The sequence below is a fragment of the Stenotrophomonas sp. YJH_SMC_133 genome (assembly GCF_059370655.1).
In genome coordinates this window covers 417,430-443,866 of record NZ_JCAFTW010000001.1, presented here as the reverse complement: position 1 = coordinate 443,866, position 26,437 = coordinate 417,430, and the positions used below count along the sequence as shown (strand labels likewise).

Here is a 26,437-nt window from a genome sequence, read left to right as displayed (position 1 = left end):
TTTCCCCCGGCCTTTTCTGTTCATCCTGTTACCACGATCAGGCAATCGCTTCCTGGTAACGGCGCTCGACTTCGTTCCAGTCGATGACGTTGAAGAACGCGCCGATGTATTCCGGGCGGCGGTTCTGGTACTTCAGGTAGTACGCGTGTTCCCACACGTCCAGGCCGAGGATGGGGGTGTTGCCTTCCATCAGCGGGCTGTCCTGGTTGCCGGTGCTCTCGACCACCACCTTCTTGTCCGGAGTCACGCTCAGCCAGGCCCAGCCGCTGCCGAAACGGGTCAGCGCTGCCTTGGTGAAGGCGTCCTTGAACTTGTCGAAGCCGCCCAGGTCCTTGTCGATGGCCTTGGCCACGTCGCCCACCGGGTTACCGCCCGCGTTCGGTGCCATCACGGTCCAGAACAGCGAGTGGTTGGCATGGCCGCCACCGTTGTTGCGCACCGGACCCTGCAGGTTCTCCGGCAGCGACTTGAGCTTCTTCACCAGTTCTTCGACCGGCAGGTCAGCGTACTCGGTGCCTTCCAGCGCCGCGTTGACGTTGTTGATGTAGGTCTGGTGATGCTTGGTGTGATGGATTTCCATCGTCGCCGCATCGATATGCGGTTCCAGCGCGTCGTAGGCGTAGGACAGCTTGGGCAGGGTATAGGCCATGATGCATCTCCTGATTGCGAGGGCACCCGACGGTGTCGGGCGTTGCGCGGTGAATGATGGGGACAGACCGCCAGATTACCAAGGGGGATGTAAAGGAAATTGCGTCCTGCCGGTGAGCACGACGGCAATTGTTACGCAGCGGTGACGCGGCGCCGTCCTCATGCACCGTGCAGCGCGCAGGCGCTACAGTGCGAGCACCACCCTCGCCCGCTTCCTTGCCCATGCGCAACCCCCGGCTGCTGATCACCGCCATCGCCCTGCTGCTGCTCGGCCTGGTCGTCAACCATTTCATGCAGCGCCCGCCGGCGCCGCAGTTCGCGCCGGACCTGCAGGGTGCGACTGCCGCGCGCGCACCGGCCACGGCCACGCCCGGCAAGGGCAACGGTCTGCCCGCCTTCCTGCCCGCCGAAGCCCTGCAGACGATCGCGCTGATCCAGCGCGGCGGGCCGTTCCCGCACCGCCAGGATGGCAGCACCTTCGGTAACCGCGAACAGCAGCTGCCGCAGCGTCCGCGCGGTTACTACCGCGAATACACCGTGGACACCCCCGGCGCGCGCACCCGTGGCACGCGCCGCATCGTCACCGGCGGCGATCCGCCGGAGGCGTGGTACTACACCGACGACCACTACGAATCGTTCCGCAGCTTCACCGTACCGGCCCAGGGAGCGCAGTGATGAGCCACGATGATTTCGGCCTCGGCCTGCATGACATCAACAATGCCGGCGTCTACGCCATCGACAGCGACGACATCGGCGCACTGGCCGCAGCGATGCGCGATGCCGGCCTGAAGGTGATCCGCATCGACCTGGAAGGCGTCGCCGACAAACGCACCCTGCTCGCCCGGCTGGCGGCGCAGCTGGATTTCCCGGCTGGCTTCGGCGGCAACTGGGATGCACTGTCGGACAACCTTCGTGATCTGCAATGGCTGCCGGCCGACGGTTACGCGCTGTTCCTGGCCGACGTGGATACGTTGCGCGCCTCCACACAGAAGGATTTCGACACGTTGCTGGACGTGATGGACGAAGCCAGCCGCGACTGGGTCGGCCGCGACGTGCCGTTCTGGGTGTTCCTGTCGCAGAGCGCGTAGGGCAATGCCCTGGTAGAGGCCGACCTTGGTCGGCGTTCCTGTGCCAACCAAGGTTGGCACCTACCCAAGCGCGAGCCGGCCAGCGTGTGGCGCGCGCGCCTTGCCTAGCGGCTCCCGTTATCTTCCTGCAGCTCTTTCTTGAACGGAATGTCCGGCGGCGGCCGTGCCACCGCCGGCTGGTCCTGCATGTTCGGATTGGTGAGGCCGCAGCCGCCACCCGCCTGCAGGATCGAGATCACGCAGGAGATCTTCGTACCGGTGCCCGGCAACGGAATCTCCATCGACTTGATGCCCTTGCGCACCCATTCGGCCAGCAGTGATTCCTGCGGCACCCAATACTTGTCGAACGAAGTCGGCGTGTAATCGTACGGCGGTCGCTTCAACCAGGTGCCAGACTGCGCGATGCGCTCCTTGCTCCAGCCATCGTTGGCGCCACCTGGGGCACCACGTTCGGCGTGACCGCCGCCTTCCTGCCCCGGCACGCGCACGCTGCCGTCGGCATTGAACAGGCCATTGCCCTTGCCGGCGGCACTGGCCTGGCTTGCGCCCCTGCTGGCGCCGTCGTGGTTGCGGCTCGACGCGCCCCAGTCGTCGCCCTTGGCAGGCGTAGCCCAGTTGCCCGGGTTGGGAGCCGGACGCGCGCCGGCCTGGGCCGGTGTCGTGCTGGAGGCGGATGGCCGTGGCGTGCTGCTGTTGGCCTGGGTTGCAGTGCTCCTGGCCGCAGGCGCGGGCGTTGCCGCTGGCGCGCTGCCACTGGACGTTGAAGGCGCCGCCGCGGGTGCCGACGCAACTTCGCGCTCGCGCACCTGCAGGTCACGGCCTGCCGGCGCACGCACGGTCGGCTCGCGCCCGGCCACAGCAGCCATCCGTACCTGCGGATCGACCACGGCCTGCACTTCGCGCTCGCGCACCTGCACATCGCGCTGCGGCACACGGACCTGTACATCGGCTGTGCGCAGCGGCTGCGATATCGCCGGTGCATCGACCGTACTGATTTCACGCTCCTGCACCGGGATGTCACGCAGCTGCGGCGTCCGCACCGCGATCTCCGGCGCACGCAGTGCGGCCGGGGCCGGCGGCGCCTGCACCGGCTGCACGCTGCGCTCGCGCACCGTCGGTACCGTGTCGCGCGGCACGATGCTGATCTCCGTGCGCGGCACGCTGACAGGTGGCACCACGAAATCCGTACTGGCCTCGGCTACTTCGGTGGCCTGCACCGGAGACGGCGGCGGTGCCGCGACCGGCGCCGGCTCGGATTCGGCGGGCGGCGGCGGCACGCTGGCCACTGCAGCCGGAGCGGGTGCGGACGCAGCTGCCGACGCGGACGCCGGACGCGGCTCAGGTGCCGTTGCGGCCCCTGCGTTCTGGCCAGCTGCAACCTGGCCCGGCGGTGCAGCGGCCGCCGCTTCCGCACCTGGCTGATCGCCGCCGCCCTCCCGGGTAGCGCGACCGACGAACTCCACCTGCACGCGCTCGCCCTCGGCGCCTTGTTCTTCCGGTGCCGAGGTGCGGATCACTGCCACCCATAGCAGCAGCATGAAGAACAGCAGATGCAGCAGCGCACTGGCCAAGGCCGAGACCCAACGCATCCAGCGCTGGTCGCGCGGCGCAGCATCCCAGTCCTGCCAGAACAGACGGCGCATCGCTTGCCAGGGTGACAACCGGGGCAACTGCCCGGGTGGCCCTGGCAGCGGACGCGGCAGCAGCACCGAGATCAACTCGCTGGCGTGCAGCGGCCGCGGCAACGGACCGAGCGAGCGCAGCCACAGCGCCCAGCCATACGGCAGGCGCGTGGTTTTCTCGAGGACGGCCCTGGGCTGCTGGCGGGCCAGCAGCAGGTCGATGAACTGCTCGGCCCGGGTCAGAGGCACGCGTCAGCGATCAGGCGGCGTTGCCGCGAGGGATATACGGCGCGTGGCCACTGTCGTGGTCGGTCGCGTCGCGCACGGCGGTCACGCCCGGCACGCGGCCCATCAGGGTCTTTTCAATGCCCTGCTTGAGGGTCACGTCGGCCATGCCGCAGCCCTGGCAACCGCCACCGAAGCGCAGCAGCACCACGCCTTCGGCCGAAACTTCCTGCACGGCCACCTTGCCGCCATGCGAGGCCAGCTGCGGATTGATTTCGTTTTCCACCACCCAGTGCACGCGCTCGACCAGCGAAGCGGCATCGCCGGGCGCTTCGCCCTTGATGCGCGGCGCCTTGATGGTCAGCTGCTGGGTACCGGCACTGCCGGCGACGATGTCGATCTCGGCGCCATCGAGCCAACCGACGCTGCCGGCATCAACGTAAAGCGTGAAACCATCGCAGTCCACCGCCCACTCGTCGCCGAGCAGGTCGGTCGGTTCGGCGAACTCCAGCCGGGCGTCGGCGCGCGGGGTGCCGGGATCGACCGCGCTCAAGCGCACACCCATGCCGGGCACGCCCTCGCGTTCGATCAGCTTGCGGAAATGGGTCTGGGCAGTGTCGGAGATCTGGATCATCAGGCTATTCTAGCCAAGTAAGCGTCAGCCGCTCATTCGATTTATACACCGTCCGGCGCATTGTTCAGTCAACACGAGGTGGAGATTCCCATGGCCGACCTGATTCCACTGGCCCAGGCCCGTTGCGTGCCGCGCAAAGGCAGCGACCACAAGCTCGGCGAAGCCCGCCTGGCCGAACTGCTGCCGCAGATTCCCGGCTGGGAGCTGAGCGAGGGCGGACAGGCCCTGACGCGCACCTTCCGCTTCAAGGATTACTACGCCACCATGGCCTTCGTGAACGCGCTGGCCTGGATTGCCCACCGCGAGGACCACCATCCGGACCTGGGCGTGCACTACGACCGCGCCGTGGTGCGCTTTTCCACCCACGACGTGGGCGGCCTGAGCGAGAACGACTTCATCTGCGCTGCGAAGACTTCGGCCCTGACGGAGCAACTGCCATGAACGTACGCTTGCTGAGCCTGTCCCTGATTGCTGCGACCGGCCTGGCCGGTTGTGGCCCGTCGGAACCGCCGGCACCACCGCCGCCGCCGCCGACCGAAGTGGCCGCGGTGAAGACGCCGCCACCGCAGTACCCGCTTGAACTGGCCTGCATGGGCGTAGGCGGCACCAGCACCTTCAAGGTGACCATCGGCACCGACGGCAAGCCAAGCGAGGTCGCCCTGCTGACCGGCGCCGGCAACCCGCAGCTGGACGAACTGGCCAAAACGGCCGTTCAGGGCTGGCAGTTCAAGGCCGCCACCCGCAATGGCGCTGCCGTGCCGGCCACCATCCAGGTGCCGGTCAGCTTCAACCCGCCGCAGCCGAAGCCCGATCAGTGCTTCGCCATCGAAGAACGCCTGCGCCGCGGCGGCTGATCGCGCGCGCCCCGACGAGGCCAGCCGACGCCCGCCTCGCCCTCCCCGCCCCGGGCTCATCCGGGGCGGCTGTCTGTTGACCAGGACCGCGTCGGTACATGCTGCAGATTCCCCCCGAAAATGTCTGGATCGCACTGGCGGTCACCCTCGCGGCCGGTCTGGCCACTGCCATCGGCAGCCTGCTGGTGCTGTTCTCGCGCCGCCCCAATCCGCGCCTGCTGGCGTTCGGCCTGGCCTTCGCCGGCGGCGCGATGGTCTACGTGTCGCTATCGGAGATCCTCAACAAGTCCATCGCATCGTTCGCCCTGGCCTATGGCGAGCGCACCGGCTTCACCTACGGCACCTTGGCCTTCCTGGCCGGCGTGATCGTGATCGTGCTGATCGACCACTTCATTCCCAACCCGCATGACAGCCTGGACAAACAGGACCCTGCGTTCCGCGAAAACAGTCGCGAGTACCTGAAGCGGGTCGCGCTGCTGACCTCGGTGGCGATCACCGCGCACAATTTCCCGGAAGGCCTGGCGACCTTCTTCGCTACGCTGGAAAGCCCGTCGGTGGGCATGCCGCTGGCCTTCGCCATCGCCATCCACAACATTCCCGAGGGCATCGCGATCGCGGTGCCGGTGTACTTCGCCACCCAGAACAAGTTCTATGCGTTCAGCGCCAGCCTGCTGTCGGGACTGGCCGAACCGGTCGGCGCGGCACTTGGCTACTGGCTGCTGTCCGGATCACTGTCGCACGCCACCTTCGGCTGGGTGTTCGGACTGATCGCTGGCGTGATGGTATTCCTGGCGCTGGACGAGCTGCTGCCGGCAGCCAAGCGCTATGCCAAGGGCCACGAGACGGTATATGGCCTGGTGGCCGGCATGGGCACCCTGGCGATCAGCCTGGTGCTGTTCAAGTGGTGAGGGGTTCCCGGCCAACGGGCTGAGCCCCCTCGCGGCTGGCACGTTCCGCAGTATCGAGAGGTCACGGGCGGGGTCGGCTTGCAGGGGACGCCGTGAACCCGTCCATGGGGGCTTGTCCGCGGCATCCATGCCGCAGACACCCCTGCAAGCCGGCCCCGCCCGTGCCCCGTCATTCTTCCGTGCACGCCAGCCGCGCGATGAAAAGATTGAAGAGCGAAGCGCGCGCTGCGCGCGTGAGTCGAGTACGACTCGAGTCTACAAAGGCTGCGTGCGGGTATGGGCCTACGCTGCGGATGTCCGGGTCCGCCTTGTAGCGAGCCGAGCACCGCAGGTCCGGCGAGGGCGAAGAGGCGCGGGTGTCTGAGCGCTGCGAATGGCGCCGACCAAGCGCCCGGCGCCGCCGAACTGCCGTCAGCGCAGGCGGTCCAACGCCTCGACCAGCTCATCGGCCAGCGGCGCGTTCAGCACATACGGGCTCTTGCCGTCGTCCAGCGCGAACTCCAGCGAGGCCGCGTGCAGGAACAGACGCTTCAGCCCGATCTGCTCACGAAGCCGCTTGTTGACCGCCGGATCGCCGTATTTGTCGTCGCCGGCCACCGGATGCCCCAGGTGCTGGGCATGCACGCGGATCTGGTGGGTACGGCCGGTCTCGATGCGCACCTCGCAATAGGAATGGCCGCCGCGGCGCTCCAGCACCCGGAAGTGGCTGATCGATTCCTTGCCGATCGCGTTGACCTGCACATGGCGCTCGCCGCCCTGGCGCAGGCCGACATGCAGCGGCGCATCGACCGTCATCACCCCGTCGGGCATGCGCCCGGACAGCAGGGTCAGGTAGCGCTTGCGGATGCCGGCGCCGTGGTCTTCACGCAGCAGCGCCTGCAGTTCGCTCAGCGCCGAGCGCTTCTTGGCCACGATCAGCAGGCCCGAGGTGTCGCGATCCAGCCGGTGGACCAGCTCCAGGGTCTGCCCCGGGCGCAGCGCGCGCAGGGTCTCGATGGCGCCGAAGCTGATGCCGCTGCCGCCGTGGCTGGCCACGCCGGTGGGCTTGTTCAGGGCCAGCAGGCGCGCGTCCTCGAAGACGATGGCCTGCTCCAGCCGGCGCATGAATGCCTCCGGGGGACCCACCTTGTCTCCCTCTTCGGTGAGACGAACCGGCGGCACGCGCACTTCGTCGCCCGCCTCCAGCTTGCGCTCGGCCTTGGCGCGGCCGCCGTTCACCCGTACCTGGCCACTGCGCACCAGCTTGTAGACCAGGCTGCGCGGGGCGCCCTTCAGCTGGCCGAGCAGGAAGTTGTCCAGGCGCTGGCCGGCGCGGTCGGCGGGAACGGTGATCATGCGCACGGAAGGCTTGTCGCCAGCGGGCTTGGTGGGGTCTTGGGCGGTCATCAGGCTGTTTATTCTGTTACACTCGGGGGGCGAGATAAGGGATTGATTTCGTTGGAAGTTACTCAGGGCCAGAAGCCCAGCTTCCGACGAATCCGGCACAGTGCGCGACCACCGCCCGCGGGGCGGCCATGTTAGCGGCTCACCGGCCTTCCCGGCCATCGCCGGATGCCTGACACGCAACCGTGCTGAACATGTCCCGCGTGGCGCTCCAGCCTGGCTGACAGCTGCCTGCGGCCCTGCAACACCCAAAAACCATAAGAGTGAAGCGCTCCCGCGGCCTGCCGTGGTGTCGTAGCGCTGGAAACCCAAGCCGCCCTCCCCGCGCTTGCGCGAATGGGCGGCGAGCCGTGTCCAGAGGCGAAACCCCATGGCGTTCCGCGCGGTAGCCGCTTGCGAGGAACGCAACAATGAAGCGAATGCTGATCAACGCCACGCAGGCTGAAGAGCTGCGTGTTGCCATCGTGGATGGCCAGTCGTTGTATGACATCGACATCGAACAGCCGTCGAAGGAACAGAAGAAGTCCAACATCTACAAGGGCCGGATCTTCCGCATCGAGCCCTCGCTGGAAGCGGCCTTCGTCGAGTACGGCGGTGGCCGCCATGGCTTCCTGCCGCTGAAGGAAATCTCCCGCGACTACTTCCAGGCCGGTGTCGACCACAACAAGGCCGGCATCCGCGAGCTGCTGAAAGAAGGCCAGGAGATAGTCGTCCAGGTCGACAAGGAAGAGCGTGGCAACAAGGGCGCCGCCCTGACCACGTTCATTTCGCTGGCCGGCCGCTACATGGTGCTGATGCCGAACTCACCCAGCGCCGGCGGCGTGTCGCGCCGCATCGAGGGCGAAGACCGGGCCGCACTGAAGGACGCCCTGGACAAGCTGAACATCCCCGACGACATGGGCGTGATCATCCGTACCGCCGGCGTCGGCCGCGATGCGGAAGAACTGCAGTGGGATCTGGACTACCTGCTCAATGTCTGGCGCGCCATTGCCGAAGCGGCACTGAGCAAGCCCGCCCCGTTCCTGATCTACCAGGAATCGCGCCTGATCGTGCGCGCCCTGCGTGACTACCTGCGCGCCGACATCGGCGAGATCCTGGTGGACACCGAGGAAATGTACGAGCACGCCCGCGAATTCATGCAGCAGGTGATGCCGCAGACCCTGCGCAAGCTCAAGCACTACAAGGACGACATCCCGCTGTTCAACCGCTTCCAGATCGAATCGCAGATCGAAGGCGCCTACGAGCGCAACGTGCGCCTGCCGTCGGGCGGCTCGATCGTGGTCGACCAGACTGAAGCGCTGACCGCCGTCGACGTCAACTCCTCGCGCGCCACCAAGGGCAGCGACATCGAGGACACCGCGTTCCAGACCAACCTGGAAGCGGCCGAGGAAGTGGCCCGCCAGCTGCGCCTGCGTGACCTGGGCGGCCTGGTGGTGATCGACTTCATCGACATGGCGTCCAACAAGCACCAGCGCGAAGTCGAGAACCGCCTCGCCAACGCGCTGAAGTACGACCGCGCGCGCGTGCAGGTCGGCCGCATCTCGCGCTTCGGCCTGCTGGAAATGAGCCGCCAGCGCCTGCGCCCGAGCCTGGGCGAGTCCAGCCAGATCGTCTGCCCGCGTTGTGACGGCCACGGCCGCATGCGCAGCGTCGAGTCGCTGTCGCTGTCGATCATCCGCGTGGCTGAAGAGCATGCGATGAAGGAGAACACCGGGCAGGTGCTGGTGCAGGCCCCGGTGGAGATCGCCAATTACCTGCTGAACGAGAAGCGCAGCGCCCTGCGCGAGATCGAACAGCGCCACGAGGCGCCGATCGTGATCGTCGCCGACGAGCAGCTGCACACCCCGCACTACACCGTGACCCGCCTGCGCGAGAACGAGCTGGGTGAAGAAAGCAGCAAGCCCAGCTACCAGCGCGGCACCCCGCGCAAGCTGCCGGTGCACGCGCTGACCAAGGGCCAGCTGAACATCCCGCCGCCGGCGGTGACCCAGGTCAAGCACACCTCCCCGGCCCCGGTGCGCGAGGAAGTGGAGCCGGCCGCGGCCGCTCCGGCCCCGGTCGCTGCAGCCCCTGTTGCGCCGGCCCCGGCGGGCGGCGTGATCGGTTGGCTCAAGCGCGTGTTCGGTGGCGAACCGGCGCCCGCGCCGGCACCGGCCGCCCCGGCTGCACGCCAGCAGCAGGACGGCGGTCGCAAGGACCGCAACAAGGATCGCAACAAGGACCGCAAGGACCGTCGCGACGACAATCGTGGCAATGGCAACGCGCAGCAGCAGAAGGATGGCGGCAACCGCAAGGACCGCGGCGAGCAGCGCAAGGACGGCCGCAACGGCAATAACGGCAATGCGCAGCAGCAGCAGCCGCAGCAGGGCAAGCAGAAGGAGCCGCAGCACAAGGATGGCCAGCAGCCGCCGCAGCAGCAGAACAAGCCGCGCAACGAGCAGCAGGGCCAGAACCAGAACCAGCAACCGAAGCTGAAGCAGCCCAAGCAGCCGCGCCCGCAGCAGCAGGACGGTGACAAGCCGGCCGAGAAGCCGCAGCGCAATGCCGCCGAAGCACCTGCCGAAGCCGTGACCGCAGCTGCAGCCGTAGCCGCTACGGCCGTCGCCGCCAATGGGGTGAACGCGCAGGAAGCCACCGCGCCTGTCGCCCCAGTCGCCCCGGTGGAAGCGGCCGCACCGGTCGACACCGCTGCCAATGCGGCCAGTGCGACCGACGTGGTTGCAGTTGCCGGTGAAGAGGCTGCAACCGACGCCAATGGCGAGCAGGCTGGCGAAGGCGCAACCCGCCGTCGCCGTGGCCGTCGTGGTGGCCGTCGTCGTCGCCGCGGTGGCGCCGAAAACGCCGCCGGCAGCGACGCCCTGGGTGATGACCAGGACGAGGGTGATGACGGTGATGACGCCGACGGCGCCGAGCCGAACATCGACAGCACTGCCGGCACTGCGCCGGTCGCGGCTGTGCAGCCCACGCGTTCGCAGCCGGAGTTCGACTTCGATGACGAAGCCGAGCCGGTCGCTGTCGAAGCCGAGAAGCCAGCCCGTGCTGCAGCCGCTGTTGTCGCCGCGCCGGTTGCCGTGGTGAGCAGCGCTGTGGTCGAAGCCGCCACCCCGGTCGTGGCTGAAGTGCAGGCACCGGTCGAAGCTGCGAAGACCGAAGCGGTGTCCTCGCCGGTGCAGACCAGCATGCTCGATGCCATCGACGCCGCGACCCCGGTCCAGCCGGTCGCCGCTGCCGCACCGGTCGCCAACGCCACTCCGGTGGTGGACGCTGCTGCGCCGGCCATCGAAGCAAAGCCGGTTGTGGCTGAAACGGCCGCGGTGGTTGAAGCCGCTCCGGTGATCGAAGCGAAGCCGGTCGCAGTCGAGGCCGCGCCGGTCGTGGAATCGAAGCCGCAGGTGGTTGAAGCAACCCCGGTGGTTGAAACCAAGCCGGTGGCCAGTGAGAGTGCCCCGGTGGTGGAGGCCGCCCCGGCCGTTGAAGCCACGCCGGTCGTCGAGACTGCGCCGATCGTGGAACAGCCGGTCGCTCCGGTGGCGGTCGAAGCCGCACCGATCGAAGCCGCCGCCCCGAGCGCTGATGCGGTGGTGACGCCGTCGATCGATCCGGTCGCCGATGGCCATGCCGACGCTGCAGCCCAGGCTGCAGAAGCCAAGGCTGATGAAGAAGACGAAGAGGCCGCCAAGCGCACGCCGCCGGCGAACTGATCGCTCCTTGATAGCGTGAAAACGAACCGGCGGGGATCAATGATCCCCGCCGTTTTTGTTTGTGCTTCGGGCCGAACCGTGCCAACCAAGGTTGGCACCCACCAGGGCACAACCCGCGCACGGTCACCGCTTTGGTAGAGGCCAACCTTGGTTGGCGCCGTTGATTGAGTGCACGCGGACACGCCCGTGCCAACCAAGGTTGGCACCTACCTAAGCGTGTCCCGTCAGGGTTTCGGCGCGAACTGCAGGCGGGTCCACACGCCGTAGTGGTCCGAGGCCCAGCGACCGCTGTCGTCGGGCTGGTCGAACAGGATCTTCGCCTCGCGCGCGACCATCTCGTCCTGCTGGAAGAAGATGTGGTCGATCCGCGACGGCGCCTGGTAATAGTGGCGGTTGAGCGTACTGACCCCGGACAGATCGGTGTTGACGTGCACGCTGCCGTAACTGTCGCCGTAGTGGCTGCGCAGCTCGCTCAGATCGCCGGCATCCACCAGTGCATTGAAGTCACCTGCGATCACCACCGGCGCGCCCGCCGACGTCGCGCTGATGAAGCGCAGCAGGTCCTCGACCTGACTGCGACGGATGCGTTGTCCGCTCTCATCACTGCGCTCGTTCAGATGCGTGGCGTAGACGTTTACCGGCGTGCCATCGACGTCGATGCGCAGGTGGGCCACGGTGCGGTAGTCGTCCAAGGGCTGCAGCAGATGATCCCCCTGGGCAAGGATCGGCCGCCGGGTCAGAAGCGCATTGCCGTAGCGCTTGGGCGCGCCGACCGCATCGGTGGACACGAACACGTACTTGTAACCAAGTTGGCTGGCCAGCCATTGCGCCTGGTTTCGCACGTTGCGGCGTTGGATCACCTCCTGCAGGGCAACCGCATCCGGCTGCAGGCGCTTGAGTTCGGCCAGGATGGTGCGGCGCCGGCGTGGCCAGTCCTCGCGGTCATGATGCAGATTGAAGGTGACCATGCTCATGCCTGGCGCGGTGGCGACATCAGCCGCTGCCCCGGCGGCTGGATCGGCCGCCATCGCGGCGCCCGGCAGTGCCAATGCAATGGCCAGCCCCAGGGCGCGCACGATCGTGCGCACTCTTGCCCCCTGCTGCTTCATCGTTACTGCCCCTTGCGCTCGGCGCGGCGCACCGCGCTCGGTACATCGATCTCGACCCGCGCCGGCAGCTGGTGCACGTGCAGTTCCTTGTTGACCCATTCGGCCGCTTCGCCGTTGATGGTCGCCTCACCCGGATCACCGGCGTACGGCCATGGCAACACCACGCCACCGACCGGTGGCACCAGGCCCGGCTGCACCTCCAGCACCAGCTGCTTGTCGCTGCGCTGCAGGCGGTAGTTGAGCTGGCCCTGCGGCGTGCGCAGGCCCTGCACGGCGATGCCCTCGCCCTGCAGCCAGGCGCTCGGAATGCCGGCGGCCAGCACCAGCGCATCGTCCATGTCACGACTGTACGCGAACATGTCCAAGGCCGAGCGCACGAAGTCCGAGGCTACCCAGGCGTGCGGCAGGTCACCGACGAAGAACGGCTTGCGCGGCGTGCGCGAGACCACCTCGGCCCACTGGTTCCAGGCCTGCGGCGCACGGTCCTTGAAAAAGAACTCGGTGGCCTGCCAGGCGCGGTCACGCCAGCCCAGGCGTACGAACGCCGCCACGTTGCGCCACTCGTACGGGGTGTAGTCCTTCCACTCACGCTTGCCGTCGCGGCGGGCCACGAACTCCTTCCAATAGCGCTCGAAGGTCGCCTCCAGTGCCTGCTGCGGCAGTCGGCCCTGCTCGCCGCCCGGCGCCAGCGCGATGGTGGTCGAGGTCGCATCGAAATCGCCCAGCTCGGCCGAGCCCGGCAGGTAGTCGATGTCGTGCTGCTGCATCGCCGACAGCAGCGAGGCCTGCAGGTCATCACGGAACTGGTCACGCGATCCGGCGATCTGCATCGCCTCGACCTTGCCCAGCTGGGCCGCCAGCGATGCCGCGTCCTTGTAGCCGCGCAACGCCCAGAAATTATCCCAGTACGAATGCATCGGCTTGGCCGAATAGCCTTCGTGGCTGATCGAGGCCGGCATCATCCCGTAGAAGGCCGGATTGCGTGCGCGGTTCTCCTCGGTGCGCTCGCTGGCGCGCAGCTGCTCCATGTAGTTGTAGGCGCCCTGCACGTGCGGCCACATCAGCTCGGTGAACGTGCTGTCGCCGGTGTAGCGTCCATACTCGGCAATGCTGTAGATCAGTTCGCCATGGCTGTCGTTCTCCGGTACCGGGTCGCTGCCGCGCGCGTCGACGCAGCACGGCACCTTGCCGTTCTCGAACTGGTACGGCGCATACCAGTTGATGTAGTCACGCACGGCATCGCTGCGCCCCATGCGCAGCAGGCCCTCGGAAATCATCGCGCCATCGCGGATCCAGCTGCGCGCGTACGAGCGCGTGCCCGGCTGCAGGCGTGGGCCAACCCGCGAGATCAGCATGTGCGCGACGGCCGTGCGCAGGGTATCGACCAGTGCCTGGCCCGCAGCCGGCACCTGCAGCGAGACCACGCCCAGCTTCTGCCGCCATTGATCGGCCACCTGCGCCTGCGCCTTGGCCACGTCCAGCGCCTGCGGCGCCCAGCCACCGGTCTGCGGCAGCACCACCGCCACTTCGCGGCTCTGCCCGGGCTCGAGCTTGATCGTGTACATCAGCGCACCCGACGCCATGCCGGTGCTGTCCTTCACTGCGGTCGTGGCCGGGTACTTGCCGCTTTCCAGATGCATCGCATCGAGCTTGCCATCGAACGTACTGGCAAAGCGCGCATCCGGCACCTGCAGCGGATAGATGCGCGGCTCACCGTTGACCCGAACCAGCTGTTCGCCCACATCCAGTGCATCGATGCGGCTGAAGCCACCGACGGTGTTGAGGAACTGGGTGGGCGGGTTGACCTGCCACGGACGGATTGCCAACGCCAGGGTGTACTCGTGGGCGACCTTGTCCGGATTGCTCAGCCGGTAGCGGCCGATCAGCTGCGCGCGCTCGGGCGTGCCCTGCACGAAACTGGTCACCGAAAGCCCGGCCTTCTCATGCACCCAGTCGACGGTGGCGATCGGCAGGTAGTGATCCTGCAGCGACTGGGTGATGGCGACCTTCGACCAGTCCAGCAGCTTGCCATCCAGGCGGATGAACGGCTCGATGCTGAAGCTGCCCTTGGCCGGCTCCAGCGCGCCATCTTCGCTGATCAGCGCCTGCTCCTGGCCACCATCAAGGCCGAGCAGGGTCCAGTACGGCTGTTCGCCCACATAGGCACGCGGCAACGAGCCACGCGGCAGATCGGCGGCCACCGAGGACAGGAAGGCATTGGGCGTTGCGGCGAACGCCAGCGGCTTGAGCGCGATGTCACGGATGCCGTAGCGCCAGTTCGGGCCATCGCGCAGATCGAAACGCACGTAGCGCGCGTCGGTATCCGGCAGCGCCAGCCAATCGCGTCCCCCCGCACCGCCGGTCACCTCGCGCACAGTGCGCCAGTCCCGGCCATCCTCGGACGTCCGCACGGTGTAGCGATTGGCTTCCAGGTTCGGCAGCCAATCGATCACTACACCGCCGATCTCGCGACTCTTGTGCAGGTCCAGGCTGATGGTCTGCTGCTTGACGCCACCGCTGATCCAGAACGTGTCGCTCTTGCCGTCGATCATGCGGTCCTGCAGCGCGGTGGCCGTATCGGCAATCACCGATGGCACCAACGCCGAATCATCCTGCGGCGGCAGGCCCTGCAGGGTCAGCTTGTCGAAGCACACCGTGCCGCGGCCACCGACCTTGCTGTAGATCGTGAACTCGACGGCGGCGCTTCGTGCCATCTCCTTCTCGGGCGAGGGACCCCACGCCTTGTCGATCTGGCGGCGGCGGTACTCGACCGGCGTCCACGCCTTGGGGAAGCTGTAGCCGGGCCGGTTGACCCACCAGACGTTGTCGCCGCTGGCATCGATCAACTTGAACTGCAGGTCGTTGCCCGGCGATTCGCCACGCAGCTGGAATCCGAAGCGGTAATTGACCGGGTATTCGATGTTCAGCGCGCGGCGGATGCCGACGTAGCCGGAGACATCGTGGAAGTCATAGTCCAGGCACAGCGCGCGGCCACCACCGGCACCACTGACCGGGCGCAGCGAACCGCTGACCTGGTCGGACAGCACCAGCGTCCAGGCTGCGATGTCGTCGAAGTCGTCCAGCACCTTCGGTGCCGGCAGCGCCGGAGGTGCGGCGATCGCCAGGGAAGTCCACAACAGGCCCAGTCCAACGGCGATCGCTCGCTTCATCCCTTGACGCTCCCCAGCAACAGACCTTGGATGTAGTACCGCTGCAGCACCAGGAACAGCGCCAGCACCGGGACCACGGTGACCACCGCGCCAGCCATCATCATTTCCACGTCCATGATGTGCTCGCGCGAGAGGGTGGCCAGTGCCACCGGCAAAGTGTAGTGCTCCTGGTCGGTCAGCACGATCAATGGCCACATGAAATCGTTCCATGCGCCCATGAAGGTGAAGATCGCCAGGGTCACCAGCACCGGCTTGAGCATCGGCAGCACAATCTGGAAGAAGATGCGCAGCTCCCCTGCCCCGTCGATGCGCGCCGCTTCCAGCAGTTCGTCCGGGATGGAACGCGCGTACTGGCGTACCAGGAAGATGCCGAACACACTGGCCAGCGCTGGCACGATCACGCCACCGAAGCTGTTGACCAGGCCCAGCTGCTTCATCAGCAGGAACAGCGGCAGCATCGCCACCTGCGCCGGAATCACCAGCGCCGCCATCAGTACCTGGAACAGGCGCTCGCGGCCGACGAAGTTGAGCTTGGCGAAGGCGTAGCCGGCCATGGTGTTGAGCAGCAGCGAACCGACCGTGATGCCAAGCGACACCAGCAGGCTGTTGGCGAAGTTGCCGCCCATGCCAGTGCGCGCGAACAGCTCATGGTAGTTGTGCGTGGTGATGCTGGAAGGCAGCAGCGGCGGCGGGAAATGGCTGGCCTCGCCCTGCGGCATGAACGAGACCGAGAGCATCCACAACAGCGGTGCCAGGCTGACCAGGGCCAGCACCAGCAACGCACCATTGATCAACCACGGGTACCAGCGCGACTGGCCGATTTCACGACTCATACCAACTGCCTCTTGCGGCCGAAACGCAGCATCACGGTGGTCACCGCCAGGATGATCAGGAACAGCAGGAACGCCACGGCGGAGGCGCGTCCCAGGTTCCACCACTTGAAGCCTTCCTCGAACATGAAATACAGCACGCTGACGGTGCTCTGCAGTGGGTCGCCGCGGGTCATCACGTAGGGTTCGGCGAACAGCTGGAAGTAGCCGGACACGGTAATCACGCCGACCACCAGCAGCACCGGGCCGAGCATCGGCAGGGTGATGTGCAGGAACTGCTTCCAGCGCGAGGCACCGTCGATGCGCGCGGCCTCGTACAGGTCATGCGGGATCGCCTGCAGGCCGGCCAGGAAGATCACCATGTTGTAGCCGAAGTTCTTCCACACCGCGAACAGCATGATGGTCGGCATCGCCCAGTTGGGATCGCCCAGCCAGTCGATCGGGCTGATGCCCAGATGGCCCAGGCCGTAGTTCACCAGGCCGTAGCTGGTATGGAACAGGTAGCGCCAGATCACCGCCACCGCCACCAGCGTGGTCACCACCGGCGCGAACAACGCAGTGCGGAACAGCGCCTTGAAGCGCGCAGCCGGCGCATTCAGCAGCATTGCCGCGCCCAGCGATACGCCGATCGACAAGGGCACGCCGATCAACACGAAGTAAGTGGTATTCCACAGCGACTTCCAGAACATCGGTGTCTGCAGCAGATCGATGTAGTTGCCGAGGCCGACAAAGCGCAGGTTGCTGCTGTCAGCCAGGGCATACAGGTCGAAGTCGGTCACGCTCAGCGCCAGCGCCGAAGCCACCGGCAGGCCGAAGAACACGCCCAGCACGATCAGCGAGGGACCGGCGAAAATCCAGCCGGCAAGCGAAGTACGTTTCATTGCGCGCTCCCGGCGGCCACGGCACTGCTCGATTGCGGCGACGGAACGCGCTGCTGCAGGCGTTGTTGTTCATGCATCCAGCGGCGCTTTGCCAGCACCTTGTCCACGCGCTGGTCGAGTTCTTCGACGGCCTTGTCCTGCGGCAGGCCACCGCGCACCACCTTCTCGGTGACGATGCGCATTTCCTGCACGATGCGCTCCCATTCGAGCACCTTCGGCGTCGGCTTGACCCGCTCCAGCTGGTCACGGAACGCTGCGGCCAGCGGATCGTTGGCCAGCGACGGCGCACTCCACGTGCTGCGGCGTGGCGGCAGGTCGCCGATGATCGAATGGAAACGTGCCTGGATCTGCGGGCGCGACAGGAACTCGATCAGCTTCCACGACGCCTCCTTCTGCTGCGACTTGCGGAAGATCACCAGGCTGGTGCCACCGGCGATGCCCGCGCCCGGACCTTCCGGCCCCGGCAGCGCTGCGGTGCCCCACTGCCCTTCCAGTTCCTTCGGCTGCAGCTTCTTGAACTCGCGGATGTTCCATGGGCCGGAAATGTAGAAGACGTTGAAGCCGCGGAAGAACTCATCCCAGACGTTTGAGATCTGCGTCTCGGACATCTTCGGCGCCCAGCCCTGCTCGAACATGTTGGCGTAGAACGCCAGCGTGCGGCGGAAGCCGGGGCTGCTGAAGTTGCCGCGGGTGTCATCATCGCGCAGCAGCGGATCGGGCTGCTGCAGTGCCAGCGACAGCTGCTGCTCGAACTCGTTGATCGGCATCAGCACCGCATAGCGGTTCGGGCCCTGCATGCGCTTGATCGCTGCCATCTGCTCATCCCACTCCTGCCACGTGCGCGGCGGGTGGTCGTAGCCGGCCTTGGCCAGCAGGTCCTTGCGGTAGTAGATCAGGCGCGTATCGACATACCACGGCACGCCGACCAGCTTGCCGTGGATCACGTTGGTGTCCCAGATGCCCTGGAAATAATCCTTCTCATCGACCACGGCAGAGCGATCGACGAACGGCTGCAACGGGGTCAGCGCATCGAGCTCGGCGAACTCCGGCACCCAGGTGTTGCCGAGCTGGCACACGTCCGGCAGGCCGTCGGCGGCGAACGCGGTCAGCAGCTTTTCGTGCGCAGCGGTCCACGGGATGTTCTGCACGTCCACCTTGATGCCCGGGTTCTCGGCTTCGAACTCATGGATCAGTTCGCTGACCACCTCGGCTTCCCGGCCCATTGCCCAGAAGCGCACAGTGGTCGTGTCCGGTTCGGTGCGGGCGCAGCCGGCCACGGCCAGTGCGGCCAGTGCGGCCAGGGCTGGCAGTGTCCAGCGGCGCAGACGGTCGATCCAGTTCGGCATCGGGTTACTTGCCCTGGCCTGTGTTGCGGTTGGCATTGTTCTTCTGTTCCTGCGCGGCAGCCGCGCGTGATTCGGCGATACCCACCGCGCGTGCCGCCGCGGCCTTTTCGTCTTTCTGCAGTTCCAGCGGCTGGAACGAACCTTCCGGCGCCAGCCAGCCACCACTGAACCCCGCCCGCTCCAGGCCCTTGCGGATGTACGGGTTCTTCTTCATCACTTCCCAGACGAAATCATTGCGATAGTTGGCGATCATGGTCAGGATCGGCCCCTGGTCGATGGCGATGTAGTCGCTGGCGACCCAGCCACGATCCGGCACCACGCGGCCGGTCTTGATCGGGATGTCGTAGTTGAAGCTGGGATTGAACGAATCCAGGAAGCCGTAGCTGGAATAGATGTAATCGCCGTAGCGCTTGTGCATTTCCAGCGTGGCCGGGATCACCTGTTCCGGCGCGAACACCACCGACGCGATCGCGGCGGTCGGAGCGATGGTGCCGTCATCGAAGTTCTCGCGCAGGCCAGCGCCGCGCGAAGAGTAATGGCGGAACTGGCGCTGCTCGCCACGGTATTCCTGCGTGGTGTTCTGCGGGCCATCGCTGGCGGTCAGGCCCCAGACGTTCTCGCCGTAATCCTTCCACTGCATCGGGTTGGCGATGGCGTACTCACGCTGGGCAAGTGCAGCCGAGCGGCTGTTGAGGAAGTAGGTACTGCCGCGCTCGCGCATGTAGGCGTCCTGGATGTCGCGGAAGTCGATCCAGACGTGGCTGTACTGGTGGCCGAACAGCGGGCCGAAGGACAGGTATTCCTGGCCCTGGTAGACCCCCCAGTCGTTGTCATAGGTGCGCGTCCACACCGTCCACGCATCCGGGCTGACCGGGTGCGTCGGCGAACCCAGGGCAAGGATGTAGACCATCATGGCCTCGTTGTAGCCCATCCAGTCGTGGTCGATGAAACCGCTCTCGGGGAACCAGCCCATCGAGATCAGCGGCGCACGCTGCTGCAGCCAGGGCCAGTCGACCTTCTTGTACAACGTGTCGGCGATCTGGCGGATTTCCTTCTCACGCGGATCGTCACCGTCGTAGTACGACTGCGCGAACAGCACCCCCATCATCAGCAGCGCGGTATCCACCGAGGACAGTTCGACCCAGCTGTCGTAGCGACGGCCTTCCTGCATGTCCAGGAAGTGGTAATAGAAGCCCTTGTAACCCGCCTTGCCGGTACGCTGCGGGCCCATCGGCACATCGCGGAAGAATTTCAGGGTAGTCAGGGTGCGGTCGATCGCCTGGTTGCGGCTGACCCAGCCGTTCTCGATGCCGATCGGATACGCGGTCAGTGCGAAGCCGACCGAGGCGATGCTGGCGAACGGCCGCGACGGATAGCGGTCCGGGGTCAGGCCATTGATCTCGTTGGTGGTATCCCAGAAGAACTGGAAGGTGCGGCGCTCGATGTCATCGAACAGCGGCGGCAGCTCAGGTTTCATCGGCCGCGGCGGTGCATCGGCCTCGATCAGGATCACCGGCGGGCGCGGCTTGGCAGGCTCCTGCTGGGCCGGCTGGCAGGCGGCCACGGCCAGGCTCAACGCTGCGGCGGACAACAGATGACGTGCCTGCATGGCGCGATTTCTCCGGTGGTCTGATCGATGGGAAAGCATACCGTCCAATGATCTGAAATCGTTTACAAGGTGCGTTCTTAAAAAACCACGAAAAACGTGGTTTGACACCGCGATCATTGCCCATGCCGATGCCCCCTGACCGGCAGCGGCATGGGCAATGGACCGGCACAGGGCCGGCCATTGCTGTTTTCACGCGCCCGATGCCGCCGGCGGAGCGGCGGCATCGGGGTCATGCATCCATCCGGGCTTAGAAGCGGAAGCCCACTTCGGCCTTGACCTGGCGCGGCGTACCGACGATGTCGCCGGTCTCGTTGTAGCTCGCGGTCAACTTGCCATTCTTGTAGTAGTTGTAGTTCGAGAAATTGTCGAAGTTGAACACGTTGATGATGTCGATACGCGCATACAGCTCGGTATCGCCCGGCATCTTGAACGTCTTCGTCGCCTGCAGGTCGACCGAGCGATAACCGAAGATCTTGCCACCCAGCAGGAACTTGCCGTTGCCACCCGGAACCGCCGCCATCGGGGTCGGCAGGTCGAAGCCATTGGCCTGCGGCACGCCGTACCAGTCGTTGATCGCGGTCGGGGTGGCCAGGGTGATCTTGCCACCGAAGGTGATGCCCCAGAAGCCCGCATACGAACCGGTCACCACCAGGCGGTGACGCGGCGCGCCGTTGGAGCGGATGGTCGGGTAGTCACCGATCACGCCACGGTCGAACGCGTAGTGCTCGTTGATGTCACGGTTGTGGCGGGCGGTGGTCCAGGTATAGGCGATGGAGGTGCCCCAACCGCTTTCCTGGGTGAACGGCTTCTGCGCCGACAACAGGATCTGGGTAGCACGGGTCTTGATGCCCTGCTGGCCGATGATCAGGCTGCCGAAGCCCGGTACGTTGCAGCTCCACGCCTGGCCCAGACCGGCTTCGGTGCCACCGCACAGACGCGGATCGTCGAAGAAGTTGCCGGTCGGGTAGCGATTGCCCAGGGTGAAGGCGAAGCCGTCATAGGTGAGCGTGCGCGAGATGGTGGCGTCGGTCAGCCAGTCGCCGATCTGGTTGCTCATGCCCAGGCTGAACTGGTCAGCGTAGGGCACCTTCAGATTGTTGTTCAGCAGGTCGACTTCCAGGCCGGCATTGCTGGTCGAACCGACCAGGCTCTGGAGGTTGCCGATACCGTTGAGCAGGTTCGGGTTCCAGTCATAGCACGCGGCGTTGCCCTGGAAGCACTGACCGGTTGCCGGATTGCGGAAGTAGATCGTCGGCTGCGGCAGGGCCAGCTTGGTGGTTTCCAGCTGCAGGTAGTCGAACAGGTCGCGGTCGTAGGAACGACCGGCACCACCGTGGATCACGTGCTGCTCGTCGGCATTGATGTCATACGAGAAACCCAGACGCGGCTGCCAGGCATTCTTGAATGCCTTGCGGTTGTGGCCGTTGCTGATGTAATCGTTGATGTTCAGGCCGCTCAGCGCCAGCGTGTCGGCGTAGCTCTGGCCAGCGGCGGCACGCGGATCCTGCGCGAACAGCGCATTGACCACTTCCGGCGGGGTCACGAAGTCCAGATAGGACGGGTTCTTCTCGTAGTCCCAGCGCAGGCCGAGGTTCAGCTGCAGGTGGTCGTTGACCTGCCAGTCATCCTGGATGAACAGACCGATCTGCTTCACCTTCGAGCGCACTTCGCCGGACACGCCGGACACGCCGGTGACCGGCTTCACGAACTGGGCCTTGTACGGGATGCTGTCCGGGAAGGTCGGGTTGTCGATGGTGTAGTAGAACTGCGGATTGATCTGCGCCGCATCGGAGGCGTACAGGTCGATCTGCTTGTACTTGGCACCCATCTTGATGGTGTGGTCGCCCGCCCACTGGATGCCATCCAGGGTCAGGTTGTCTTCGATCGACCAGCCCTTCTGGCCCTTCACCTGCGACGACATTGCCGAGGAACCACCGATCGAGACGATGGCGCGCTCCTCGCTCTTGCCGTCCGGCGCGGTGTAGTTGAAACCGTTGCCCATGCTCAGCGGCTTGGGATTGTTGAACGAATCCTCGTGGGTAACCATCAGCTCGTTGTAGTAACGCTCACCGCTGTGGTTCCAGCGCAGCGCGTAACGGCGGTCAGTGTTCTTGGTTTCCTTGCCGTGCATCGGCGCGGTCTGGTCCGAGAACTGCTGCTGGGTTTCATCACGGTCCTGGAAGGTCAGTTCCAGGCGATCGTTGTCGGTCGGCTCGAAGTCGACCTTGGCGAAGATCAGGTCCTGCTGGAACGGCTGGCTGGCCGGGCCCAGGCCGGCCTGGGCATCAGCCGGGACGCGGTTGGCCTTGTTGGTCACCGAACCATGCGGTGCGATGGTCACCGGCAGATCGAAGCGCTTCGCTTCATAGGTCACGAAGAAGTGGGCCTTGTCCTTGACGATCGGGCCGCCCAGGGCGAAGCCGTATTCCTTCTCGGCCGAATCCTCCTTGCCCTTGCCCGGCTGACGCTCGGCCGGGGTCATCGCGCGCATGCTGTCGTTGGTATAACGGTAGAAGGTTTCACCCTTGAACTCGTTGGTACCCGACTTGGTCGCGGCCGTGACCGCTGCACTGGACACCTGGCCGTACTCGGCCTTGTAGTTGCCGGTGATGACCTTGTACTCGCCGATGGCCAGCTGCGGGAACGGGTTACCGGCACTGCCGGACTGACCGGCCACGCCGCCGCCCTTGACGTAGCTCTTCTGGCCCACACCGTCGATGTAGACGTTGGTACCGTCGGAGTTGGTGGCACCGCCGCGCAGCGAGGTGTTGCCCTTGGCGTCGCGGGTGAAGATCATGCCCGGCACCGCGTCGGCGAACTCCAGGAAGTTGCGCGAGACCTGCGGGGTGGTCTGGATCTGCTGCAGGCTGACGGTCTTGCCGACTTCGGACGTGCGCACTTCCTGCAGCAGGGTCGGCGCGACGACGTTGACAGTGTCCAGGTTGGTGGCTGCGGTCGTACCCGGGGTGCTGCTGGCAGCGCCGGCAAAGTTCAGGGTAGCGGTCGAGGCCACGGTGACGGTGACCTTCTGCGACTGGCCGTTGGCGACCACGTCATAGGTGCCCGGGTCCAGGCCCATCAGCGAGTAGCTTCCATCGGCACGGACGGTACCGCGACGGACGGTGCCGGTGGCCACGTTGGTGGCGGTCACCTCGGCGCCGGCCTGCGCGCCGGAAACCTGGCCGCGCAGGCTGGCATTGGCCGACTGCGCCATGACGTTCGGAGCAGCAGCCAGCATCAGGCAGCTGACCAGTGCGGTGCTCAGCAGCCGGCGCGCCGGCGTGCGGAAGGTGGTGTGCATCATCAACTCAATCTCCGGGTGGCGGTAACCGCTTGCGCGGTCCCTGCGATCAATCAAAAAAGAAGGAACGCCTCCGGCTTCAACGGCCGGATGGCGGAGTGGTGGAATCGCGAACTATCAAGCGGGGAACCAGGGTCTGCTTGTCCCCTGTCCCATCCGTGGAGGTGCCGTCCATCAACTGCATCAGGCGCGTCATGGCCCGATCGCCGAGTTCGGCGATGCTGACCTGCATGGTGGTCAGCGACGGGTGGACGAAACGCGCCAGTGGAATGTCATCGAAACCGGCCAGAGCGACGTCGGACGGAACGTGGACACCTGCCTGCGTGAACGCATACAGGCAACCCAGCGCCATCATGTCGTTGGCGGCGAACACGGCATCAGGCAGCGCTCCGGCTGCCAACAACTCCTGACCGGCGCGATGGCCGGAAGCTTCGTCGAAATCACCGGGCAGCTCGATGCCTTCGGCGTCACTGCCGAAAGCCGCCAACGCGTCACGGAAGCCACGCAGGCGCTCGCGCGCGTCGAAGTTGAGGTCCGGGCCAGAAATGAAAGCGATACGGCGGTGACCCGCGTCAAGCAGATGGCGGGTCATCGCCATCGCACCGGCATGGTCATCGATGCTCAGCACCGGGTGGTCCTGCCCGGGCAGATAGGTGTTGATCAGCACCGTTGGCAACGACTGCGGCAGGTTGTCGGTCAGGAAGCCCGGGCTCTCGGCATAGGGCGAGAGCACCAGCAGGCCGTCGACGCGGCCGCGCATGGCGCGCAGGGCCGCGCCCTGCTGCTCCTGGTCACCGTGGTAACTGGACACCAGCAGGTGCTGGCGGCGGTTGCGGGCGACGTTGTCGATGCCGCGCATCAGCTCGGAGAAGAATTCGCCGTACAGGTCAGGCAGTACCACGCCCACCGTATTGGTGCGACGGCTGCTGAGGCTGCGGGCGGCGGCGTGCGGGGTGTAACGCAGCCGTGCGGCCACCTCCAGCACAAGCTGGCGGACCGGTTCGGCGACATTTTCATGCCCGTTGAGCGCGCGGGAAACCGTGGCCACGGAGACCCGGGCTTCGCGAGCGACGTCTTTGATTGTGATAGCTGCCTTGTTCACGAAGCCGCCCTCCACGGCTTGGACCTACCAGCATTGGCGCGGAATGTAAGCGTTTCCATCTGGGCTTGTAAACAGTCCGTTAGGCGAATGTCCTGAAATGGACATGGAAATCTGTCTGTGGCGGGCCCGCTGACGGACCCGCCAGGACAGTGTGGGACAAGGGCTCAGCCCTGTTCTGACGGGGTCAATGCGCGAATGGACAGCGCGTGGATGTCGGTCTCCATCATCGCGCCCAGCGCGGCATAGACCGCGCGATGCCGGGCCAGTGGACCCAGTCCGGCGAAGCGTTCACTGACCACATGCACGTTGAAATGGCCGCGGCCATCGCGCGCACCGGCATGGCCGGCATGACGATGACTGTCGTCTTCGATTTCCAGCACGCTGGGGGCCAGCGCGTGCTGCAGTGCGTCACGCATCCGCTCGATCCGCTCCGCGTTCACGGCAGGACCTTGCGGAACGGACGCACCTGTACATGGGTGTAGACGCCCGCGGCTACGTAAGGGTCGGCATCAGCCCAGGCCTGGGCCTGCACGAGCGACTCGAACTGCGCGATCACCACCGAACCACTGAAGCCGGCCGGGCCCGGGTCCTCGCTGTCTACTGCCGGGCACGGTCCGGCCAGCAGCAGGCGGCCTTCGTCGCGCAGCGCGTGCAGGCGCGCCAGGTGTTCCGGACGTGCCTGCAGTCGCTGTGCCAGCACGTCCTGGCCGTCATAGCCTTCAATCACATACCACACGGCATTTCCTCGCTTGCGTTGTCGGGTACGCAGATTCTAGCCAATGCCGCCCTGGCCCCAGCCCGGCTGGACACTGGCGCGACAAAGGCTTACCCTAGACACCATTGCACGTGGCTGGATGCAGCAGCCCGTCGGTTTCTGCGGCCAACGCAGCCCCCGACGACCGTCCCGCTGCTTCGAACCGGACCACCTGGCCGGGCCACGTAGACGACCTCCCCGTAGTTCCGTCGCTGCCGTTTACTGCGGCGCGTCCTGCTGTTTGATATGTGTGGAATCGCGCCGATCCCGGCGTGTCTGGTGCCGTGGGGCGCCGTGGCGTTGGCCCGGTGAACCCGCTGCCGCGACTGGTCCGATGCAATCCTGATGTCCATTAGATGACTTCCGAACTCGCGCTCGACGCGAACCCGCCAACCCGGCCGCCCGCCCCCCAGCAGCAGGAAATGCCGCTGGCCGTGGTGCATGGGCAACCGGTCCTGCAGATTCCGCAGGACCTGTACATCCCGCCGGACGCGCTGGAAGTCATCCTGGATGCCTTCGAAGGCCCGCTGGACCTGCTGTTGTACCTGATCCGCCGCCAGAACCTGGACGTACTGGACATTCCCGTGGCCGAGATCACCCGGCAGTACGTGGAATACATCACCGTGATGCGCGAGCTGCGCTTCGAGCTGGCCGCCGAGTACCTGGTCATGGCCGCGATCCTGGCCGAGGTGAAGTCGCGCATGCTGCTGCCGCGCCCGGTCAGCGAGGAAGGCGATGAGGCCGACCCGCGCGCCGAACTGGTGCGCCGCCTGCAGGAGTACGAACGCTTCAAGCAGGCCGCCGAGGACATCGACGCCCTGCCCCGCCAGGACCGCGACACCACGGTGGCACACGCCTTCATGCCCGAACGTGCTGCGGTGAAGCTGCCGCCGCCGGTGGACCTGAAGGAAATGCTGCTGGCCCTGCACGACGTGCTCAAGCGCGCCGAGCTGTTCAGTGGCCACGCCATCAAGCGCGAGGCGCTGAGCGTGCGGCAACGCATGGGCGAAGTGCTGGGCCGGCTTGAAGATGGCAAGTTCTACCGTTTTGAAGGGCTGTTCACTGCAGAAGAAGGCAAGCTGGGCGTGCTGGTCACGTTCCTGGCGGTGCTGGAACTGGCCAAGGAACAGCTGCTGGACATCGTCCAGGAAGAGCCGCTGGCGCCGATCTACGTGAAGTCCCTGGCCGCCGGCAACACCAATGCCCCGCTGCAGTTCAGCAGCGAGTTCGACGACAACGACGCCGCCAACGAGAACGAGTGAGCGCTGACTG

The 26,437-nt window shown here is 66.1% G+C and carries 21 protein-coding genes; 7 read left to right on the top strand and 14 right to left on the bottom strand.

The genetic code is table 11. From position 1 onward, the window contains the following. Positions 1 to 37: 37 nt before the first annotated feature. Positions 38 to 649: a superoxide dismutase gene (locus AC5P78_RS02010; RefSeq protein ID WP_005410310.1), complete on the bottom strand. Its 612-nt coding sequence runs from the start codon at positions 647 to 649 to the stop codon at positions 38 to 40. A 221-nt stretch (positions 650 to 870) separates the two neighbouring features. Between AC5P78_RS02010 and AC5P78_RS02005 the strand changes: the two genes are divergently transcribed. Both AC5P78_RS02005 and AC5P78_RS02000 read left to right on the top strand, forming a co-directional pair. Then, complete coding sequence (locus AC5P78_RS02005; protein ID WP_005410311.1) at positions 871 to 1,323, top strand: guanyl-specific ribonuclease; 453 nt, start codon at positions 871 to 873, stop codon at positions 1,321 to 1,323. Beyond that, positions 1,323 to 1,736 (top strand): barstar family protein, encoded by a 414-nt coding sequence (locus AC5P78_RS02000; protein WP_005410312.1) that lies wholly within the window; start codon positions 1,323 to 1,325, stop codon positions 1,734 to 1,736. Before AC5P78_RS02005 ends, AC5P78_RS02000 begins: the two co-directional genes overlap by 1 nt. A 104-nt stretch (positions 1,737 to 1,840) precedes the next feature. Here AC5P78_RS02000 and AC5P78_RS01995 read toward each other — a convergent pair whose 3' ends face one another. Both AC5P78_RS01995 and AC5P78_RS01990 read right to left on the bottom strand, forming a co-directional pair. Beyond that, complete coding sequence (locus AC5P78_RS01995) at positions 1,841 to 3,607, bottom strand: hypothetical protein (RefSeq protein WP_076739319.1); 1,767 nt, start codon at positions 3,605 to 3,607, stop codon at positions 1,841 to 1,843. 10 nt (positions 3,608 to 3,617) lie between these two features. Beyond that, a complete protein-coding gene (locus AC5P78_RS01990; RefSeq protein WP_005410314.1) occupies positions 3,618 to 4,217 on the bottom strand; it encodes an NfuA family Fe-S biogenesis protein in 600 nt (199 codons plus the stop codon). A 90-nt stretch (positions 4,218 to 4,307) separates the two neighbouring features. Here AC5P78_RS01990 and AC5P78_RS01985 point away from each other — a divergent pair, with 90 nt between their 5' ends. From AC5P78_RS01985 to zupT, 3 genes are all read left to right on the top strand, one after another. After that, a complete protein-coding gene (locus AC5P78_RS01985; protein ID WP_005410315.1) occupies positions 4,308 to 4,658 on the top strand; it encodes a 4a-hydroxytetrahydrobiopterin dehydratase in 351 nt (116 codons plus the stop codon). After that, positions 4,655 to 5,071: an energy transducer TonB gene (locus AC5P78_RS01980; RefSeq protein WP_005410316.1), complete on the top strand. Its 417-nt coding sequence runs from the start codon at positions 4,655 to 4,657 to the stop codon at positions 5,069 to 5,071. The genes AC5P78_RS01985 and AC5P78_RS01980 overlap by 4 nt, the downstream gene beginning before the upstream one ends. A gap of 98 nt (positions 5,072 to 5,169) precedes the next feature. After that, a complete protein-coding gene (zupT, locus tag AC5P78_RS01975) occupies positions 5,170 to 5,979 on the top strand; it encodes a zinc transporter ZupT (RefSeq protein WP_012480802.1) in 810 nt (269 codons plus the stop codon). Positions 5,980 to 6,390: 411 nt separating this feature from the next. Here the strand turns inward: zupT and AC5P78_RS01970 are convergent, their stop codons facing one another. After that, complete coding sequence (locus AC5P78_RS01970; protein WP_111118353.1) at positions 6,391 to 7,365, bottom strand: RluA family pseudouridine synthase; 975 nt, start codon at positions 7,363 to 7,365, stop codon at positions 6,391 to 6,393. 407 nt (positions 7,366 to 7,772) lie between these two features. Between AC5P78_RS01970 and AC5P78_RS01965 the strand changes: the two genes are divergently transcribed. Further along, positions 7,773 to 11,063 carry an Rne/Rng family ribonuclease gene (locus AC5P78_RS01965; protein WP_201863944.1) on the top strand — a complete coding sequence of 1,097 codons (3,291 nt, stop codon included), beginning with the start codon at positions 7,773 to 7,775 and terminating at the stop codon, positions 11,061 to 11,063. Positions 11,064 to 11,287: 224 nt separating this feature from the next. On the opposite strand, the gene AC5P78_RS01960 is transcribed toward AC5P78_RS01965, so the two are convergent. The 10 genes from AC5P78_RS01960 to AC5P78_RS01915 form a co-directional block, all read right to left on the bottom strand. After that, entirely contained in the window at positions 11,288 to 12,172 is an 885-nt protein-coding gene (locus AC5P78_RS01960) for an endonuclease/exonuclease/phosphatase family protein (protein ID WP_111188825.1), read from the bottom strand. A 2-nt stretch (positions 12,173 to 12,174) separates the two neighbouring features. Next, the gene (locus tag AC5P78_RS01955; RefSeq protein ID WP_114618912.1) at positions 12,175 to 15,342 is read right to left on the bottom strand and encodes a discoidin domain-containing protein; all 3,168 of its coding nucleotides are present in this window, start codon (positions 15,340 to 15,342) and stop codon (positions 12,175 to 12,177) included. Next, positions 15,339 to 16,175 (bottom strand): carbohydrate ABC transporter permease, encoded by an 837-nt coding sequence (locus tag AC5P78_RS01950; protein WP_005410322.1) that lies wholly within the window; start codon positions 16,173 to 16,175, stop codon positions 15,339 to 15,341. Before AC5P78_RS01950 ends, AC5P78_RS01955 begins: the two co-directional genes overlap by 4 nt. Next, positions 16,172 to 17,053, bottom strand: coding sequence for a carbohydrate ABC transporter permease (locus AC5P78_RS01945; protein WP_005410323.1), 882 nt, complete (start codon positions 17,051 to 17,053; stop codon positions 16,172 to 16,174). Before AC5P78_RS01945 ends, AC5P78_RS01950 begins: the two co-directional genes overlap by 4 nt. Further along, positions 17,050 to 18,399 (bottom strand): sugar ABC transporter substrate-binding protein, encoded by a 1,350-nt coding sequence (locus AC5P78_RS01940; protein WP_133050899.1) that lies wholly within the window; start codon positions 18,397 to 18,399, stop codon positions 17,050 to 17,052. Before AC5P78_RS01940 ends, AC5P78_RS01945 begins: the two co-directional genes overlap by 4 nt. A 4-nt stretch (positions 18,400 to 18,403) precedes the next feature. Beyond that, the gene (locus AC5P78_RS01935) at positions 18,404 to 20,008 is read right to left on the bottom strand and encodes a glucoamylase family protein (protein WP_024956629.1); all 1,605 of its coding nucleotides are present in this window, start codon (positions 20,006 to 20,008) and stop codon (positions 18,404 to 18,406) included. A 247-nt stretch (positions 20,009 to 20,255) separates the two neighbouring features. Further along, positions 20,256 to 23,312, bottom strand: a complete 3,057-nt coding sequence (locus AC5P78_RS01930; protein ID WP_033832936.1) for a TonB-dependent receptor — start codon at positions 23,310 to 23,312, stop codon at positions 20,256 to 20,258. Between the two features lie 76 nt (positions 23,313 to 23,388). Beyond that, positions 23,389 to 24,426, bottom strand: coding sequence for a LacI family DNA-binding transcriptional regulator (locus AC5P78_RS01925; protein ID WP_012480808.1), 1,038 nt, complete (start codon positions 24,424 to 24,426; stop codon positions 23,389 to 23,391). Between the two features lie 149 nt (positions 24,427 to 24,575). Further along, entirely contained in the window at positions 24,576 to 24,827 is a 252-nt protein-coding gene (locus AC5P78_RS01920; protein WP_111202829.1) for a BolA family protein, read from the bottom strand. 20 nt (positions 24,828 to 24,847) lie between these two features. Continuing rightward, positions 24,848 to 25,147: a YciI family protein gene (locus AC5P78_RS01915; RefSeq protein ID WP_005410329.1), complete on the bottom strand. Its 300-nt coding sequence runs from the start codon at positions 25,145 to 25,147 to the stop codon at positions 24,848 to 24,850. 374 nt (positions 25,148 to 25,521) lie between these two features. Here AC5P78_RS01915 and AC5P78_RS01910 point away from each other — a divergent pair, with 374 nt between their 5' ends. Further along, the gene (locus AC5P78_RS01910) at positions 25,522 to 26,427 is read left to right on the top strand and encodes a segregation and condensation protein A (protein ID WP_005410330.1); all 906 of its coding nucleotides are present in this window, start codon (positions 25,522 to 25,524) and stop codon (positions 26,425 to 26,427) included. The last annotated feature ends 10 nt before the right edge of the window (positions 26,428 to 26,437 follow it).

Coding starts and splice junctions, on each gene's coding strand:
- AC5P78_RS01920 (WP_111202829.1), bottom strand. CDS start 24,827: ATGCGTGACGCACTGCAGCACGCGCTGGCCCCCAGCGTGCTGGAAATC.
- AC5P78_RS01965 (WP_201863944.1), top strand. CDS start 7,773: ATGAAGCGAATGCTGATCAACGCCACGCAGGCTGAAGAGCTGCGTGTT.
- zupT (WP_012480802.1), top strand. CDS start 5,170: ATGCTGCAGATTCCCCCCGAAAATGTCTGGATCGCACTGGCGGTCACC.
- AC5P78_RS01970 (WP_111118353.1), bottom strand. CDS start 7,365: ATGACCGCCCAAGACCCCACCAAGCCCGCTGGCGACAAGCCTTCCGTG.
- AC5P78_RS01940 (WP_133050899.1), bottom strand. CDS start 18,399: ATGCCGAACTGGATCGACCGTCTGCGCCGCTGGACACTGCCAGCCCTG.
- AC5P78_RS01960 (WP_111188825.1), bottom strand. CDS start 12,172: ATGAAGCAGCAGGGGGCAAGAGTGCGCACGATCGTGCGCGCCCTGGGG.
- AC5P78_RS02010 (WP_005410310.1), bottom strand. CDS start 649: ATGGCCTATACCCTGCCCAAGCTGTCCTACGCCTACGACGCGCTGGAA.
- AC5P78_RS02005 (WP_005410311.1), top strand. CDS start 871: ATGCGCAACCCCCGGCTGCTGATCACCGCCATCGCCCTGCTGCTGCTC.
- AC5P78_RS02000 (WP_005410312.1), top strand. CDS start 1,323: ATGAGCCACGATGATTTCGGCCTCGGCCTGCATGACATCAACAATGCC.
- AC5P78_RS01990 (WP_005410314.1), bottom strand. CDS start 4,217: ATGATCCAGATCTCCGACACTGCCCAGACCCATTTCCGCAAGCTGATC.
- AC5P78_RS01945 (WP_005410323.1), bottom strand. CDS start 17,053: ATGAAACGTACTTCGCTTGCCGGCTGGATTTTCGCCGGTCCCTCGCTG.
- AC5P78_RS01955 (WP_114618912.1), bottom strand. CDS start 15,342: ATGAAGCGAGCGATCGCCGTTGGACTGGGCCTGTTGTGGACTTCCCTG.
- AC5P78_RS01935 (WP_024956629.1), bottom strand. CDS start 20,008: ATGCAGGCACGTCATCTGTTGTCCGCCGCAGCGTTGAGCCTGGCCGTG.
- AC5P78_RS01910 (WP_005410330.1), top strand. CDS start 25,522: ATGACTTCCGAACTCGCGCTCGACGCGAACCCGCCAACCCGGCCGCCC.
- AC5P78_RS01950 (WP_005410322.1), bottom strand. CDS start 16,175: ATGAGTCGTGAAATCGGCCAGTCGCGCTGGTACCCGTGGTTGATCAAT.
- AC5P78_RS01985 (WP_005410315.1), top strand. CDS start 4,308: ATGGCCGACCTGATTCCACTGGCCCAGGCCCGTTGCGTGCCGCGCAAA.
- AC5P78_RS01930 (WP_033832936.1), bottom strand. CDS start 23,312: ATGATGCACACCACCTTCCGCACGCCGGCGCGCCGGCTGCTGAGCACC.
- AC5P78_RS01980 (WP_005410316.1), top strand. CDS start 4,655: ATGAACGTACGCTTGCTGAGCCTGTCCCTGATTGCTGCGACCGGCCTG.